Origin of the sequence: Ruegeria sp. ANG-R (assembly GCF_000813985.1) — a bacterium.
Classification (GTDB): domain Bacteria; phylum Pseudomonadota; class Alphaproteobacteria; order Rhodobacterales; family Rhodobacteraceae; genus Ruegeria.
In genome coordinates this window covers 325,612-341,167 of the sequence record NZ_JWLJ01000006.1, presented here as the reverse complement: position 1 = coordinate 341,167, position 15,556 = coordinate 325,612, and the positions used below count along the sequence as shown (strand labels likewise).

Sequence of the window (15,556 nt, the reverse complement as noted above, 5' to 3'; positions counted from 1 at the left end):
CTAACACACGATGATAAAAATCTGACTCTGACGCGGGATGGAGCAGCCCGGTAGCTCGTCAGGCTCATAACCTGAAGGTCGCAGGTTCAAATCCTGCTCCCGCAACCAGTGTCAGAAAATCCAACCAGCCCGTTCACACTACAATTGATCCACTGGATCAATTGCTTAACGTCTTCACCGCGTCAGGCTCATAACACGAAGGCCGCAGCCTCAAAGCCTGCTCCCGCAATCAACGTAAGCGTTGCATCTGACGCCCTAAATCACACCTGATCGGCCTGCTCGTCGCAGTTTATGATGCATAAAAATGATACAGGCATCATAAACTCTCAAAACTTGGGTGAGCTCGCAAGTGATCAAAAAAATGCAAAACATCTTCCACGCCTAAACTTATCAAGCTGACCAGGGCGGAGTCGTTTGGGATAGTATCATACGAATTGCCAGACCAATCGTCATAATAACGACTTATGCGGCGATATCGTCAAGATGGCCCCTGCTTTACGGACAGATTGCGCGTCATACTGAGAAGAAACGAAGTATGGAGGCGCGTTTTGAGCTGGAACATTTGCGTAATCGGTGCGGGGAAGATCGGTCAGATGATCGCCACCCTGCTGAAAACCTCGGCACATTATTCGGTGACGGTTGCCGATCATGATCTTACGGCCCTGTCTGCATTCAAGAAACGGGGTATTGCTACCCGGCAGATCGACGCGCGCGACGGCAGGGATCTGGAAAAGGGGCTAACGGGGTTTGATGCGGTTATCTCTGCCGCTCCGTTCTTTTTGACACCAGCGATTGCGCGTGCGGCGAAGGCAGCCGGAGCGCATTACTTTGATCTGACCGAAGATGTCGCCGCGACCAATGCCGTGCGTGAGCTGGCGCAGAACAGTACAACCGCATTCATGCCGCAATGTGGTCTCGCACCCGGATTTGTCGGGATCGCGGGTGCCGCGCTGGCTGCAGAGTTCAATGAAATCGACAGCTTGCATATGCGGGTCGGGGCGCTGCCGCTCTATCCGACCAATGCGTTGAAATACAACCTGACCTGGTCAACGGACGGGCTTATCAATGAGTATTGCAACCCGTGCGATGCCATTGTGAATGGCGAAAGGGTAAAGACAGCACCGCTCGAAGACTATGAGCTAATCGGCCATGATGGCGTCGAGTACGAATGCTTCAACACCTCGGGTGGGCTGGGCACGCTGCCGGAAACGCTGGAAGGCAAGGCGCGGGCCGTGTCTTATCGATCCATCCGCTATCCCGGACATCGGGATATTCTGCGCCTGCTGCTGAATGATCTTGGTCTGGAACGACGCCGGGATCTGTTAAAGGAGATTTTCGAGACAGCTTTGCCGCGCACCGATCAGGATGTGGTGTTGGTGTATTGCACTGCAAAGGGCATGGTCGATGGTACGCTGCGCGAGAAATCCCTGATCAACAAGTCCTTTGCCCGCACCATAGACGGGCAGGTGTGGAGCGCGATTCAGATCACCACCGCAGCGGGTGTGCTGGGTGTCGTTGACCTGATGCGGACGGGTGTTCTGCCGTCAAAAGGTTTTGTCCGGCAAGAGCAGGTGAAGCTTGCGGACTTCCTGAACACGGAATTTGGCCGGCTCTATCGCGCCGGTGACGTCACCGAACAGAATAAGGCGGCCTGAGATATGAAAGATGTTGTGATGACTGCTGAAGCCACTCTTGCGAAACTAGACCTGACGGGCGCGGAACTGACCGGTGGGTCTTTGCGCGTGACTTCTCCGATTGATGGGGGCGTTCTGGCCGAGGTGCATGAGACACCGGTGTCCGAGATGGAGGCCATCTTCGCCCGCTCGAAAGCGGCGTTCAAAGCATGGCGCGTGGTTCCGGCCCCGCGCCGGGGAGAGCTGATCCGCCTGCTGGGGGAAGAGCTGCGCGCCGCCAAGGATGATCTGGGCGCGCTGGTGAGCTGGGAAGCGGGTAAGATCACCTCGGAAGGCCTGGGTGAGGTGCAGGAGATGATCGATATCTGCGACTTCGCCGTGGGTCTCTCGCGTCAGCTTTATGGTCTGACCATTGCCTCGGAACGGCCCGGTCACCGGATGATGGAAACCTGGCATCCGGCGGGGCCTGTGGGCGTGATCTCGGCCTTCAACTTCCCCGTTGCGGTATGGTCATGGAATGCGGCGCTGGCGCTGGTGTGCGGCGATCCGGTGATCTGGAAACCGTCCGAGAAGACACCTCTGACCGCAATGGCATGTCAGAAAATTTTCGAACGTGCCTTGGCCCGGTTCGGGGATGCGCCCGATGGCTTGCTGCAAACCCTGATTGGCGGTGCGGCGCTGGGTGAGGCGCTGGTCGCCAGCGAGAATGTGCCGGTGATCTCGGCCACAGGTTCCACCCGCATGGGACGGGCAGTTGCGCCGATTGTGGCGCAGCGTTTCGGCAAGTGCATTCTAGAACTTGGCGGCAACAATGCGATGATCGTCGGTCCCTCGGCCGATCTGGAAATGGCGGTACGGGCGATAGTGTTTTCGGCCGTTGGGACGGCGGGCCAACGCTGTACCACGCTGCGCCGTCTGATCGTGCACAATTCGATCCGCGAGGAACTGGTTGCGCGCCTCAAGAAAGCCTATGCCGGTTTGCCGATTGGCGATCCGCTGGCCGAGGGTACTTTGGTCGGTCCACTGGTCGATGAAGCTTCGGGTGATGCGATGACCGCAGCACTCAAAGCCGCAGAGACCGAGGGCGGCGCGGTGTTTGGCGGTAAACGTGTGACCGAGGGCGTGCCGGGTGGCGTCTACATGGAACCCGCGATCGTGGAGATGCCCGGGCAGACCCCGACGGTGAAAACCGAAACCTTCGCACCGATCCTTTACGTCATGGGTTATGACGATTTTGCCGAAGCGCTGGATATCCAGAATGACGTGCCGCAGGGCTTGTCGTCCTGCGTTTTCACTCTGAACATGCGCGAGGCTGAGCAGTTCCTGACCGCAGCCGGGTCGGATTGCGGGATCGCCAACGTGAATATCGGCCCGTCCGGGGCCGAAATCGGTGGTGCGTTTGGCGGCGAGAAGGAAACCGGCGGCGGGCGTGAAAGCGGCTCGGACGCCTGGAAAGCCTACATGCGCCGTCAGACGAATACGGTGAATTATTCTGCCGAGTTGCCATTGGCGCAGGGCGTCAAATTCGACATCTGAACTCGACTACCCGGCGGTGCCCGCTCGTGCCGCCGGGTTCAATCCGCGAACAGGTAATCCAGTTGCATGATGGCTTTGGCCTGATCGGCACTGACACCCAGAAATTCTGCTATAACCGCCTCATTCGCCGCGCGCTCTGCCGCCTCGCGCAAATGGAACAGCCCTTCATTCCGGGTGTTCCGGATCAACTCGGATTCGTAAGCCAGAGCGTTGCGAAGGGTCGGCAACAGTCGCGAGAGAGAGTCTTGCGAGCTGTTCTGCCCCGCCAGACCGATGCGGTGGGCGTGGCCCCTCAGATACTCATCTGAATAGGAACACTCGATTTCCAGAACCCGCGTACGGGCCTGATCTGCGCAGAAATCCTGAATGACGTCCAGATTAGCCGGATCAACGCAGAGTACGAGCTTATCGCTTTCGAAATGGTCAAACAACATACGGGCAACCGCCCGCCGGTGGCGCGACCGCTTTGTCAGCGTCGTCTCAATACCACCCAGATCGGGCAGAGGTGTACCCTGTTCATCATAGATGTATTCGATGCAGGGCAGCATGGTGACCGATGCGATCTGTTCGACCAGCCGCTTGGCAACATGCCATTTCTTGCAGACAATCAAAAACGCCTCACGCTCGGGACCCAGCGTATTGCCCGCCTCCCAGAATCGCTGAGCGAACCGGCGCCCGACCCGCCCGCGCCCCGTCAGGAAATGGTATAGGTTTCGCCCCTCATCCGAGATGTGAAACGTGACCCCTTCGCTGGCATAAAGCTGCCCCAGCCTTTCCTTCAACTCATGCGCTTCGGGGCTGATCTTGCGGGCGAACAGGTAATTCTGCCCCAGCAACATGTCGTAGTGATCATTGTAGAAGGTAACCGGCATTCCGTAGTCCGAAAACATCAGGAAAGTCAGCGTACGGTTCTCGATCTCATGTTTCGGGATAAGGTGGCGGACAAGGGTTTGAAAGAATGTCTCATCCGGAATCCAGGTGGTCGAGAAGAACCGGACCACATCGCGGCGCTGGCGCAGGAATTCCAGGATCATCTCGACCGTGCGACGGCGCAGGCACCACCATTGGCTGCCGATCATGACCTGTATGTCAGCCGGAACCTCGCGGGTCAGGCCAAACCGCTTCTGCATCTCGTAGGCGGTGTAGAACAGGCGCGGCTGATTGCGTTCGTTGAAGTAGTGGCGATAGATCAGCCGGTCTTCCTTCATTCCGGTCTTGATCCAGTTGCTTTCAAAGAAGTCGTGGCTTTCGATGAAATCCATATCGTGTTCATCGAGGAAGCTGTGCACATACTCTGCGGTTTTGATCGCCATGCAATCGCCGGACAGCATGTAGAAATGGGTGGCCCTCGGAAACTGATCAACTGCCGCTTGCAGCGTATGCAGAGTGGCCTGAACCAAAGACCATTCGCCCCAACCACATTTGATCCGCTTCTTCGCAAAAGTGACGTTGGGATTGTCGCTTAGGGTTTCGCGTATCCGAGCGTAGTCCGCATCGCTGGCGCGGGCGTCGAAATGGATCGCCATGCAATCACCGGCTGCCGTCAATTGCCCGGCCTGCGCGATGATCGCGTCAGGGTCTTTGTGACACAGTAAAATATAGGCAATCTTTGCCATCAGCGCTTCGTAATTCCCCGTTTCTGCCCATTTGCAACCGTGATACTGAGGATGAGCGATTGAATAAACAGAATATTTTTGGTTTTTTGGCGACAAGAGCCGAGGGATCGACCAGAGTCCCGACCGGCGGAGGAGGCGCAGCAGATGGGTTTTCCCGGAACGTGGATGACCGAAAGTCAGAGCATGGTCTACCGTGTCGTGCCGAAATGCGCCTGTTCGACGATTGGGCAGATCATGTATTTCTCGGATCATGGCAGGTTTTTTGAAGGCGATATTCACGACGCCAAAGACGGGATGCATAAATGGGCCTTTAACGCCAGTCAGGACCCGATCGCCAGAAACGTACGGTCGCACGAATCTTACACGTTTACCTGCGTGCGCAATCCCTATACCCGAATTCTCAGCTCCTTCTTCGACAAGATCTGTGGAATCCAGCGCAATGGTAAACGCTATCGCGGCAATCTGGTGCCGACGCTGATTTACAACTACGGAATCGAAGTAGGGGGTGAGGACGGCAAGGGTGAGTTCGATCAGATCGCCAGTTTTCGCCGGTTCCTGTTATTCGCGCGTGACACGATCCGCTGGCGGCGACCTATGGACCCGGACATTCACTGGTCGGCCATGTCAGGGCATGTCTCGACCCTGATCGCAAATGGCGGCCGGTATGATCGCATATTCTGGACCGAGAAGTTCAACGATGGAATGCAGGGGGTTCTGGATCATCTGGAAACCGCGCATCCCGTGACATTGTCGGAAATCCCGCGATTCAACGAATCCGAAGGACATGGGCCCAAACGTGCGCATCCGGTTGAGGATTACTTCGACGATCTGTCAATGCATCTGGTCTATGAAATCTACAAGCAGGATTTCGAGCTGTTCAAATACGATTTCGAAAATCCCGCAAACAAGATGCCGACTGGCGAGATTGATCTGGACGAAATTCATGCGAAACTGGGCGATTGACCTCGGATCAGACGCTCCCGCCCATCGTCAACGTCTCTGACGAGACGTCTCCTCTGGTTGGGCCCGGCGCCGCGCAAAGCGCGGCGCCGGGCCCAAGTCCGCAAGGGGTATCGGCGAAGCCGATGGCGCGCAGCGGGCGCGGGAGGAGCCCTACTATCGCTGAATCAAACCTGACGGACAGCGCCTTTAGCGGCACTTGTTGCAAGCTTCGCGTATGCCTTGAGTGCGGTCGACACCTTACGTTTGCGCGGGCTGGCGGGTTGCCAGCCTTTTTCGTCCTGTACCTCACGTCGGGCCGCGAGATCTTCGTCGGACACCGCCAGATGAATGGTGCGGTTGGGAATGTCGATCTCGATCTTGTCACCGGTTTGCACCAGACCGATCTCACCCCCCTCGGCGGCTTCTGGTGAGACGTGACCGATTGACAGGCCCGATGTGCCGCCCGAGAACCTACCATCTGTCAGCAACGCACAGGCTTTGCCCAAGCCTTTCGATTTAAGATATGAGGTCGGGTACAGCATCTCCTGCATACCGGGCCCGCCGCGCGGACCCTCATACCGGATGACAACCACATCACCCTCTTTCACTTTGCCGGTCAGGATATCGTTCACGGCCTGATCCTGACTTTCGCAGACATAGGCCGAACCGGTGAATTTCAGGATGTTCTCGTCGACACCGGCTGTTTTCACGATACAGCCGTCGCGTGCGATGTTGCCAAACAGCACTGCCAAACCGCCATCCTGGCTGAATGCGTGTTCTTTCGAGCGGATCACGCCGCCTTCGCGGTCAGTGTCCAGTTCCTTGTAACGGTTCGACTGGCTGAAGGCCTGCGTGGTGCGCACGCCCCCCGGCGCGGCCTTGAACAGGTCCTGCGCCTTCGGGTTATTGGCGATCTTGATATCCCAATTGGCAATCGCCTCTCCCATCGTGCCCGAATGCACCGTATGGCAATCCTCATGTAGCAACCCCGCGCGGCTGAGTTCGCCGAGGATCGAGAAGATACCGCCAGCGCGGTGGACGTCTTCCATATGCACGTTTTCGATGTTGGGCGCGACTTTGCACAGACAGGGCACCTGGCGGCTCAGGCGATCCATATCCGACATTGTGAAATGCACTTCACCTTCATGCGCGATCGCCAACAAGTGCAGCACGGTGTTGGTGGACCCACCCATTGCGATATCAAGGCTCATGGCGTTCTCGAACGCGTCGAACGTGGCGATTTCGCGCGGCAGGAAGCCTTTCTCGTCCAGATCGTAGTGGCGCTTGGTAATCTCGACGATGCGGCGACCGGCCTCAAGGAACAGTTCTTTGCGGTCGGAATGGGTGGCCAGCGTCGAGCCATTGCCGGGCAGAGCCAACCCCAGAGCTTCGGCCAGACAGTTCATCGAGTTGGCGGTGAACATGCCCGAGCAGGACCCGCAGGTTGGGCAGGCGTTTTCCTCGATATGCTGGACCTGCTCGTCGGTGAACTTGTCATCCGCCGCAGCAACCATCGCATCCACAAGATCGATTTTCTTGGCGTCCAGATCGGCGATATCGATCTTTCCGGCTTCCATAGGTCCGCCCGAGACGAAGATCGCCGGGATGTTCAGCCGCATGGCTGCCATCAACATGCCGGGCGTGATCTTGTCGCAGTTCGAAATACAGACCATTGCATCCGCGCAATGGGCGTTGACCATGTATTCTACCGAGTCCGCAATGACCTCGCGCGAGGGCAGGGAATACAGCATCCCGTCGTGACCCATGGCGATTCCGTCGTCCACCGCGATGGTGTTGAATTCTTTTGCCACGCCTCCTGCGGCCTCGACCTCGCGGGCGACCATCTGGCCCAGATCCTTCAGGTGAACGTGACCGGGCACGAACTGGGTGAACGAGTTGACGATGGCGATGATCGGCTTGCCGAAATCGTCGTCTCCCATCCCTGTGGCGCGCCACAGGCCACGGGCACCGGCCATGTTGCGGCCATGGGTGGAGGTTCTGGATCGGTACATTGGCATGATGCTGTTTCCCTATTGCCCAAGCTGCGATATTGGGTGTGTACGTTATAGCGCACGTATCATATGTACGTTATAACGCACAAGGCAAATCGCAGGGCTTGGGTATGGAATCGGACGAGTTAACGCTGAAACTAAGGGATGTCCGTGCGGCATCTGGGCTGAGCCTGTCCAAGGTGGCCGACCTGACCGGGGTCAGTAAAGCCATGCTGGGCCAGATCGAGCGCGGCGAATCAAGCCCGACCATCGCCACCTTGTGGAAGATCGCGAAGGGCTTCCAGCTTCCGCTGAGCGCTTTGATCGGTACCGCCGCAATGCGCGACACAACGGATACCGATGTGTTCAGCACCGTGACGTTTCCGGGCAGTATCGAGGTCAAGATTGTTTTTCCGTTTGATCCCGCACTGGGCGCAGAGACATTCCATGTTGAGCTGTCCCCGAACCAAAGCCACAAGTCGCCGGCTCATGCCGCAGGGGTGACCGAGGAGGTCTTTGTGCTCAGCGGAGTGCTGGAGATCCTGCGCAATGACAAATGGGTTCCATTGCAAGCCGGTCAGGGGTTGCGGTTCGCGGCTGACGTACCGCACGGGTACCGCGCCGGTGATCGGGGGGCGGCTTTCCTCAACATGCACCACTATTCGCAATCGACCGAACTTTTCGAACAGGATCGAACATCCCAATGACTGCATTTTTTGACAGCCTGACCTTCATCGACGCCATCGGCTCTTTCGGAGCATTGATCGTCGTTGTGGCTTATTTTGCCACTCAGATGCGTATGATGAACTCGGACGATCTGGCCTTTCCGGTGGTGAACCTGGTCGGCTCGGTTCTGATCGTGTTTTCGCTGATGCAGAACTTCAATCTGGCATCGATGCTGATCGAAGGCTTCTGGATCATCATCAGCGTGATTGGGATCATCCAGCACTTTCGCCTGCGTCGGATGGGATAAATCCTGCATGGCAGGAACGCTAGCGCTATCCAGCCTTGAACCCGCAACCCGCCGCGTATAGGGACAAACCAAGCTCGCTTAGGGGAGGCTTTGATGCAGGACGATCCAAAAACCCTCGTTTCTACCGAATGGCTTGCCGCTCATCTCAAGGACCCGGATCTGCGGATTCTGGATGGATCGTGGTACCTGCCGCAGCAAGCGCGGGACGCCAGGGCGGAATATGAGGCGGCCCACATCCCCGGGGCGCGTTTTTTCGATATTGATGAGATTTCCGACCATCGTTCGGATTTGCCGCACATGGCGCCTCCGGTCGAAAAATTCATGTCGCGCCTGCGGGCTATGGGCGTGGGCGATGGCCATCAGGTGGTGGTCTATGATGGCGCGGGTTTGATGTCGGCGGCACGGGTCTGGTGGTTGTTCCGCCTGATGGGGCAGGAAAACATCGCTGTTCTGGATGGTGGATTGCCCAAATGGCAGGCCGAGGGCCGAGAGGTTGAGGATCTGCCCCCGGTGATCCGTGACCGTCATATGACGGTGCGCGTGCAGAACCACCTTGTTCGCGATGTGACGCAGGTTTCGTCAGCCGCGAAGCTGGCCGATCACGAAATCATCGATGCCCGCGCGGCGGCCCGGTTCGCCGGGACCGAGACCGAGCCGCGCGAAGGTCTGCGTTCGGGTCATATCCCCGGTTCGCGCAACGTGCCTTTTGGAACGCTGCTGAACAAGAACGGCACGATGAAGTCGCCCGAAGACTGCCGCGCCGTGTTCGAGGCTGCAGGCGTGGACTTGTCGAAACCTGCCATAACCTCTTGCGGGTCGGGCGTGACCGCCGCGATCCTCAGCCTGGCGTTGGAACGCATGGGCAAGAAAGACCACTCGCTTTATGACGGCTCCTGGGCTGAATGGGGTGCCTTCCCAACCCTGCCCGTCGCAACCGGAGAGAACTGATGTTCGAGAACCTCAAACCGCAGCCCGCCGACAAGATTCTGGCGTTGATGCAGATGTACCGCGACGACCCGCGCGATCAGAAGATCGACCTGGGTGTGGGTGTCTATAAGAACGCCGCGGGGGTCACCCCGGTGATGCGTGCGGTGAAGGCTGCGGAAAAGCGCATTCTCGAAGAGCAGGAGAGCAAGTCGTATACCGGTCTGGCCGGTGATCCGGCCTTTGCGGATGCAATGATCGGCCTGATACTCGGGGAGGCGGTGCCGCGCGGCAATATCGCCGCTGTAGCCACCCCCGGTGGTACCGGCGCGTGTCGTCAGGCGTTCGAGATGATCCGCATGGCCAATCCTTCCGCGCGTGTGTTCGTGTCGAACCCGACCTGGCCCAACCATCTGTCGATCCTGAACTACCTGGGGATGGAGACGGTTCAGTATCGTTACTTCGATGGTGAAACCCGTGGTGTCGATTTCGACGGAATGATTGAGGACCTGAAGTCTGCCAATGCAGGCGACGTGGTGCTGCTGCACGGCTGCTGCCACAACCCGACCGGTGCCAACCTGAACATGGTGCAGTGGCAGGAGGTCGTGAAACTGATCAACGAGCGCGGTCTCGTTGCAATGATCGACATTGCCTATCAGGGCTTTGGCGATGGCCTGGAAGAGGATGCACAAGCGACCCGTCTGGTCGCCTCTTCCGTCAAGCGTTGCCTTATCGCAGCGTCGTGTTCGAAGAATTTCGGCGTTTACCGCGAACGGACCGGCCTGCTAATGGCAATTAGCGATGATCCGGCGCAGACGGCGCTGAACCAGTCCACGCTGGCATTCCTGAACCGTCAGAACTACTCGTTCCCGCCCGATCACGGCGCACGGGTGGTGACGACGATCCTGAATGACGATGCCCTGCGCGCTGACTGGGCGACAGAGTTGGAAGAGGTCCGCCTGTCCATGCTCGGCCTGCGTCAGCAGCTGGCCGATGAGCTGCAACGCCTCAGCGGATCGGATCGGTTTGGATTCGTCGCACAGCACCGCGGCATGTTCTCACGCCTTGGGGCGTCACCCGAGCTGGTCGAAAAGATGCGGGTCGAACATGGTATATACATGGTCGGCGACAGCCGCCTGAATATAGCGGGCCTGAACGCGGAGACGGTCCCGACCTTGGCCAAGGCGATTGTGGACGTCGGTTGCTAAACCTGGTTATAAAAAAAGCCGCGAATTTCGCGGCTTTTTTGTAATGGGATCAACGTAATCAGGCTTTGATCCAAGCCCACGCCTCGTCGACCTCATCGGTGGTAAAGTGCTTTTCACCGATGTCGAGCATGGATGCGAATTTCGCATCGATCTCAACCAAATGACCCAGAAAGGCATTGTCCGCGACAATCGCCAGCTTTCCAAGCTTCTTCACATTCTTGATGACCCACGCCATGTCGGTCTTTGCCGCTTCAAACGTGGCAGACAGACCTTTATCGACGACCACTAGCAGGCGGATCTTGTCGTGGTCCTTGAGAATGGCCTCGGCTTTGGCGATCAGTTCACGTTCTTGCGTGATGTCAATCTTGCCCGAAATCTCCAGGCCAAGGACATTGCCCTCGCTTTGGTCCAGTACCTTGTACATAGCTCTCCCCAGTTCATATTTATTGTTTTTCGATAGATGGTTAGGCGATCAAGTTTCGTATTGCAGCTATGCACCAGAATGCCCAATTCAAGCAGTTTAAGAAAAGTTAAAATGGCCCGGCAAATTGCCGGACCATTCCAATGCTGTGATTTTGGGGTATTAGCCCTTGGAGAACTCGGGATAGGCTTCCATCCCCAATTCTGCCATGTCGAGACCGTTGATTTCATCCTCTTCGCTGACACGGATACCAATCGTGGATTTGAGAATAGTCCAGAGGCTCATGGCGCCCACGAAGGTAAAGACACCATATGCCGCAATCCCCATCAGTTGAGTCCCAAGGCTCGCTTCGCCGTAGAAGATAACTGCGATGGTGCCCCAGATTCCGGCGAACAGGTGAACCGGGATCGCACCGACGACATCGTCGATCTTGAACTTGTCCAGCATCGGAACAGCGAAGACCACGATGATACCGCCCACGGCACCGATCCACAGAGCACCGAACAGGGTCGGTGCCAGCGGTTCAGCGGTGATCGAAACCAGACCGGCGAGCGCACCGTTCAGCACCATGGTCAGGTCAGGCTTTTTGTACATGACCTGCGTCATGATCAGGGCTGCAACGGCACCGGATGCGGCGGCCATGTTGGTGTTGGCAAAGATGCGTGACACGTCCGATACGTCTCCGACTGTGCCCATTGCCAGTTGCGAGCCACCGTTGAAGCCGAACCAGCCCAGCCACAGGATAAACGTACCCAGGGTGGCCAAAGCCAGGTTCGAACCGGGCATCGGGTGTACTTTGCCGTCTTTGTACTTACCAATACGCGGCCCAAGGATGATGGCACCTGCCAGCGCGGCCCAGCCACCAACCGAGTGAACGATGGTCGAACCCGCGAAGTCAGAGAATCCAGCCTCGGACAGCCAGCCGCCGCCCCACTGCCACGAGCCCGAAATCGGGTACATGATGCCGGTCAGGACAACCACGAAGGCGAGAAACGGCCACAGTTTGATCCGTTCAGCCACCGCGCCGGATACGATAGAGGCTGTTGCCGCGACGAAGACCAACTGGAAGAAGAAATCCGAACCGATCGAGGCATAGTCAAGCGCAGCTGCATCTGCGCCGACGCCCACCGGATCTAGCACGGTGGTCGAGAAGAACGGGCCCAGCCAGCCCGAGATGGTCCAGCCATCGCCGGGATACATGAGGTTGAAACCGATCAACCAGTACATGATCGCGGCAATCGAAAACAGCGCGATGTTCTTGATCATCTGCATGGCGACGTTCTTGGACCGCACCAGCCCGCCTTCGAGCATGGCAAAGCCTGCGGCCATGAAGAACACCAGGAAGCCGCCCATCAGGAACAGAAGCGTGGTGAAAATGTATTGAGTGTGTTGCGCGGGCTCGCCACTGGCAGCCTCTTGTGCAAGACCCACCTGCGGCAGTGCGACGATCACGACGGCAGGGATGAGAGATTTCATCAGGTTCATTGTCAGTCCTCGAGTGATTGTGAGTGAGCGCGCTTAAAGCGCCTCTTCGTTGGTTTCCCCGGTCCGCACGCGCAGGGCCTGCTCGACATCGAGGACGAAAATCTTGCCGTCACCGATCTTGCCGGTCTTGGCGGTGGTGGTGATGGTCTCAACGATCTGGTCGGCCATGGTGGCAGGCACCACGATCTCAAGCTTGATCTTGGGTACGAAATTCACGGCGTATTCGGCGCCGCGATAAATCTCGGTGTGACCCGATTGCGAGCCGAAGCCCTTGATCTCGGTCACCATCATGCCGCGCACGCCCGCGTTGGTCAGCGCCTCGCGCACCTCCTCAAGCTTGAACGGTTTGATTGTCGCAATGATCAGTTTCACGTCTTTCCCCTCTGCTTCCCCGGATGATCGGGTATTTTGCACCTGCAGAAAAAATGCGCGACAGAGCGTGAGAAGGAACGTTTCCCAAGGGGCCTTGAGGGTGAAAATTCAGAGAATTTGCACATTTTTTGCACAAATTGCACAATATGGTTAAATTATGGGCGAATTTGAGAGGGGAAATACCGGAATTTCACACCTCTACATGACCGGTCTAGCGGGGTATGGTGCCCCAAAAGCATAACCGGGCAGAGTTTGAGCATGACTGAGTCCAAGCGCCGCAAACCGCGACTTGTCGCGGACAAAAGGTACCCGTCGAAAACCCGTAAACCTGCGGCGACCAAAAGGTCAGCAAAGCCGGCGGGCAAAAAATCGACCGCCCACAAAGCTGCACCGCGCAAGACGGCGCGGAAGAAAACACGCCGCAGTTCCTTCGGAGGTAAGGGTGGCGGAATTTTCCGCCGACTGTTCCGCTGGCTATGGCGGCTTTTCTGGGGCATCACCTGGCGTGTTGGCGCCATTGCCGGACTTCTTCTGGCGCTGGCCGTGGGTGTGGTCTACACGTCGCTGCCGGACGTGGATTCGTTGCTGGATGGACGCGCCCGTGGATCGGTGACTCTGCTGGACCGCGATGGCAAGGTCTTTGCCTGGCGCGGCGATCAGTTCGGTGGTGTGATCACGGCCGATACGGTCTCGCCGCATCTCAAGAACGCCGTGATCGCGACCGAAGATAAACGGTTCTATCGCCATTTCGGCGTCAGCCCGCGTGGTGTGGCAAGCGCGGTGCGCATCAACCTGAGCGAAGGGCGCGGGCCGTTGTCGGGCCATGGTGGGTCGACCATCACCCAACAAACGGCGAAACTGCTTTGTCTGGGCGTGCCTTACGTTCCCAGCGAATGGGAGTCAGAGGCCGCTTATGAATCCGATTGCCGTCAGGGCTCGCTGTGGCGCAAGGCAAAAGAGGCCGTTTATGCCATCGCGATGGAGGTGAAATACTCCAAGGATGAGATCCTGACCATCTATCTGAACCGCGCCTTCCTGGGCGCAGGCGCGCGTGGGTTTGAGGCTGCCAGCCAACGCTATTTCGGAATCTCCGCCGCCGAAGTTTCCCCGGCCGAGGCCGCGATGCTGGCGGGCCTTCTGGTGGCTCCGACGCGCTATGCCCCCACCAACAACCTGCAGCGGTCTCAGGATCGGGCGCGGCTGGTCGTCGGTCTGATGGAGGATCAGGGTTATCTGACCAGCGCACAAGCCAGCGAGGCGCGCAGCCGTCCAGCGCAATTGTCCGAAGCCGCAGCGGCCCGCGCGGGCGGGTATTTCGCCGATTGGGTCATGGCCAGCGGGCCAGAATTTTTCACGCGCAACACGACCGAGGATGTGGTGATCCGCACAACGCTGGACCAGCGCATCCAGACCTCGGCAGAAGAGGCGCTGAAGTTCATCTTTCAGGAAAAAGTGCGCGAAGGTTCCAAAGCGCAGGCCGCGATTGTGGTGATGTCTGCCGATGGCGCGGTGCGGGCCATGGTTGGCGGGCGCAAGACCCGCGTATCAGGCGCGTTCAACCGGGCAACGCAGGCGCTGCGTCAGACGGGGTCGTCGTTCAAACCGTTTGTCTATGCGACCGCGTTGGAACTGGGGTATTCGCCGCTGGATACCGTCATGGACGAGCCTTATTGCGTGGATATTCCCGGCTCGGGCCAATGGTGCCCCAAGAACTATACCAACAAGTTCTATGGCCGGGTGACGCTCGCGGATGCGCTGAAAAACTCGTTGAACATCCCGGCGGTCAAGGTGGCCGAGATTTCAGGGCTGGACAATGTACGTACCGTGGCCAGCGGCTTTGGTATCGCCAGCGATCTGGCGGAAGGTCCTGCGCTGGCGCTGGGCGCATCGGAAAGCACGCTGATCGAGATGACCGGTGCGTACGCAGGCATCCTGAACGGTGGCTCGGCGGTGGAGCCCTATGGCCTGACCGAATTGAAGCTGTTGGGTGAATCCGAGCCGGTTATGGTCACGACAACCGGGATTGGCGAGCGGGTGATCAATGACAAGGCCGCCAAGCAACTGACCTGGATGATGGAGCGCGTGGTCTCGGAAGGCACAGGCGGGCGCGCCAAGTTGCCGGGTTGGCAGGTGGCGGGCAAAACCGGAACAACTCAGGCTGCGCGGGATGCTTGGTTCATAGGATTTACAGCGGATTACGTGACGGGTGTCTGGATGGGGTATGATGACAATACCCCGTTGTCAGGCGTGACGGGCGGTGGGCTGCCGGCAGAAATCTGGAAAGAGACGATGCTGCGCGTCACCGAGGGAATGACACCCACCCCGTTGCCGATGCTGGCGCCGGACCCACCAGTCAAAACCGCTCAGCCGCAGCAACAGCGCCGTAAGAAACAGACCGGCTTGGATAAGGCGATCAACAATCTGCTGAACAACATTTTCGGAAACTGACATACA

Annotated in this window: 13 protein-coding genes and 1 tRNA gene; 9 read left to right on the top strand and 5 right to left on the bottom strand. The window is 58.0% G+C overall.

Annotation, left to right across the window (positions count from 1 at the left end; genetic code table 11):
• Positions 1–31: 31 nt before the first annotated feature.
• From RA27_RS16210 to RA27_RS16200, 3 genes are all read left to right on the top strand, one after another.
• Positions 32–108, top strand: a tRNA-Met gene (locus RA27_RS16210).
• Between the two features lie 440 nt (positions 109–548).
• The gene (locus RA27_RS16205) at positions 549–1,655 is read left to right on the top strand and encodes a saccharopine dehydrogenase NADP-binding domain-containing protein (protein ID WP_039541216.1); all 1,107 of its coding nucleotides are present in this window, start codon (positions 549–551) and stop codon (positions 1,653–1,655) included.
• 18 nt (positions 1,656–1,673) lie between these two features.
• Entirely contained in the window at positions 1,674–3,170 is a 1,497-nt protein-coding gene (locus tag RA27_RS16200; RefSeq protein WP_052265327.1) for an aldehyde dehydrogenase family protein, read from the top strand.
• 38 nt (positions 3,171–3,208) lie between these two features.
• Here RA27_RS16200 and RA27_RS16195 read toward each other — a convergent pair whose 3' ends face one another.
• Positions 3,209–4,786: a DUF5928 domain-containing protein gene (locus tag RA27_RS16195; RefSeq protein ID WP_039541215.1), complete on the bottom strand. Its 1,578-nt coding sequence runs from the start codon at positions 4,784–4,786 to the stop codon at positions 3,209–3,211.
• Between the two features lie 144 nt (positions 4,787–4,930).
• Here RA27_RS16195 and RA27_RS16190 point away from each other — a divergent pair, with 144 nt between their 5' ends.
• Entirely contained in the window at positions 4,931–5,749 is an 819-nt protein-coding gene (locus RA27_RS16190; protein ID WP_039541212.1) for a sulfotransferase family protein, read from the top strand.
• 164 nt (positions 5,750–5,913) lie between these two features.
• Here the strand turns inward: RA27_RS16190 and ilvD are convergent, their stop codons facing one another.
• On the bottom strand, positions 5,914–7,746 hold the full coding sequence (gene ilvD, locus RA27_RS16185) for a dihydroxy-acid dehydratase (RefSeq protein WP_039541209.1): 1,833 nt from the start codon (positions 7,744–7,746) through the stop codon (positions 5,914–5,916).
• Between the two features lie 104 nt (positions 7,747–7,850).
• On the opposite strand from ilvD, the gene RA27_RS16180 reads away from it, so the two are divergent.
• The 4 genes from RA27_RS16180 (at position 7,851) to RA27_RS16165 (ending at position 10,824) form a co-directional block, all read left to right on the top strand.
• Positions 7,851–8,426 carry an XRE family transcriptional regulator gene (locus RA27_RS16180; RefSeq protein ID WP_039541207.1) on the top strand — a complete coding sequence of 192 codons (576 nt, stop codon included), beginning with the start codon at positions 7,851–7,853 and terminating at the stop codon, positions 8,424–8,426.
• On the top strand, positions 8,423–8,692 hold the full coding sequence (locus tag RA27_RS16175) for a hypothetical protein (RefSeq protein WP_039541205.1): 270 nt from the start codon (positions 8,423–8,425) through the stop codon (positions 8,690–8,692). Before RA27_RS16180 ends, RA27_RS16175 begins: the two co-directional genes overlap by 4 nt.
• A 93-nt stretch (positions 8,693–8,785) precedes the next feature.
• A complete protein-coding gene (sseA, locus tag RA27_RS16170; protein ID WP_039541202.1) occupies positions 8,786–9,640 on the top strand; it encodes a 3-mercaptopyruvate sulfurtransferase in 855 nt (284 codons plus the stop codon).
• Complete coding sequence (locus RA27_RS16165) at positions 9,640–10,824, top strand: amino acid aminotransferase (protein WP_039541200.1); 1,185 nt, start codon at positions 9,640–9,642, stop codon at positions 10,822–10,824. Before sseA ends, RA27_RS16165 begins: the two co-directional genes overlap by 1 nt.
• 58 nt (positions 10,825–10,882) lie before the next feature.
• Here the strand turns inward: RA27_RS16165 and RA27_RS16160 are convergent, their stop codons facing one another.
• The 3 genes from RA27_RS16160 to RA27_RS16150 form a co-directional block, all read right to left on the bottom strand.
• Complete coding sequence (locus RA27_RS16160; protein ID WP_039541197.1) at positions 10,883–11,248, bottom strand: STAS/SEC14 domain-containing protein; 366 nt, start codon at positions 11,246–11,248, stop codon at positions 10,883–10,885.
• Between the two features lie 159 nt (positions 11,249–11,407).
• Positions 11,408–12,730, bottom strand: coding sequence for an ammonium transporter (locus RA27_RS16155; protein ID WP_039541195.1), 1,323 nt, complete (start codon positions 12,728–12,730; stop codon positions 11,408–11,410).
• A gap of 33 nt (positions 12,731–12,763) precedes the next feature.
• The gene (locus RA27_RS16150; protein ID WP_039541190.1) at positions 12,764–13,102 is read right to left on the bottom strand and encodes a P-II family nitrogen regulator; all 339 of its coding nucleotides are present in this window, start codon (positions 13,100–13,102) and stop codon (positions 12,764–12,766) included.
• A 258-nt stretch (positions 13,103–13,360) separates the two neighbouring features.
• Here RA27_RS16150 and RA27_RS16145 point away from each other — a divergent pair, with 258 nt between their 5' ends.
• Positions 13,361–15,550: a PBP1A family penicillin-binding protein gene (locus RA27_RS16145; RefSeq protein WP_039541187.1), complete on the top strand. Its 2,190-nt coding sequence runs from the start codon at positions 13,361–13,363 to the stop codon at positions 15,548–15,550.
• Positions 15,551–15,556 lie beyond the last annotated feature (6 nt).

Coding starts and splice junctions, on each gene's coding strand:
- RA27_RS16200 (WP_052265327.1), top strand. CDS start 1,674: ATGACTGCTGAAGCCACTCTTGCGAAACTAGACCTGACGGGCGCGGAA.
- RA27_RS16195 (WP_039541215.1), bottom strand. CDS start 4,786: ATGGCAAAGATTGCCTATATTTTACTGTGTCACAAAGACCCTGACGCG.
- RA27_RS16190 (WP_039541212.1), top strand. CDS start 4,931: ATGGGTTTTCCCGGAACGTGGATGACCGAAAGTCAGAGCATGGTCTAC.
- ilvD (WP_039541209.1), bottom strand. CDS start 7,746: ATGCCAATGTACCGATCCAGAACCTCCACCCATGGCCGCAACATGGCC.
- RA27_RS16180 (WP_039541207.1), top strand. CDS start 7,851: ATGGAATCGGACGAGTTAACGCTGAAACTAAGGGATGTCCGTGCGGCA.
- RA27_RS16175 (WP_039541205.1), top strand. CDS start 8,423: ATGACTGCATTTTTTGACAGCCTGACCTTCATCGACGCCATCGGCTCT.
- sseA (WP_039541202.1), top strand. CDS start 8,786: ATGCAGGACGATCCAAAAACCCTCGTTTCTACCGAATGGCTTGCCGCT.
- RA27_RS16165 (WP_039541200.1), top strand. CDS start 9,640: ATGTTCGAGAACCTCAAACCGCAGCCCGCCGACAAGATTCTGGCGTTG.
- RA27_RS16160 (WP_039541197.1), bottom strand. CDS start 11,248: ATGTACAAGGTACTGGACCAAAGCGAGGGCAATGTCCTTGGCCTGGAG.
- RA27_RS16155 (WP_039541195.1), bottom strand. CDS start 12,730: ATGAACCTGATGAAATCTCTCATCCCTGCCGTCGTGATCGTCGCACTG.
- RA27_RS16145 (WP_039541187.1), top strand. CDS start 13,361: ATGACTGAGTCCAAGCGCCGCAAACCGCGACTTGTCGCGGACAAAAGG.